The sequence below is a fragment of the Pseudoalteromonas sp. P1-9 genome (genome assembly GCF_001399975.1).
In the GTDB taxonomy this organism is placed as follows: domain Bacteria; phylum Pseudomonadota; class Gammaproteobacteria; order Enterobacterales; family Alteromonadaceae; genus Pseudoalteromonas.
On sequence record NZ_LKBD01000150.1, the window covers coordinates 1 to 384 of the forward strand.

The following is a 384-nucleotide window of genomic DNA, read 5'->3' on the forward strand; positions in this document are numbered from 1 at the left end:
GTCGCGTCTTGCTTTTTGCCTTTTTATACACACAGAAAAAGGCAAAGCCTCCCCTTCTGCACAAAGTCTAAACAGAATATAAGAATATAAAGGCCACCCACCTTAACTAGTAAATGGCAACAGTGAAACCAGCTTCACCTATGACAAGGTGGGTAATCGTTTAACGCAAACGCATAACACAATCACTACAAATTATGTGTTTGATGATAACGATAGGCTAGCCAGTGAAACTGAAGGCACGGATGTTACCACCTTCACGTATGACGATAACGGTAACACCTTAATCAAAGACATTAACGGTGCGCAAACCACCTATCGCTATGATATGCGTAACCGCATGGTGGCGATGGATGCAACGGCAACCAATAATGGCACACAAGCGAA

The 384-nt window shown here is 43.2% G+C and carries 1 protein-coding gene; it reads left to right on the plus strand.

Annotated features, from left to right (window positions below):
• Positions 1–148: 148 nt before the first annotated feature.
• Positions 149–384 (plus strand): hypothetical protein (locus AN214_RS21960; RefSeq protein WP_152960864.1); only part of this gene is annotated, 236 nt, incomplete at its 3' end.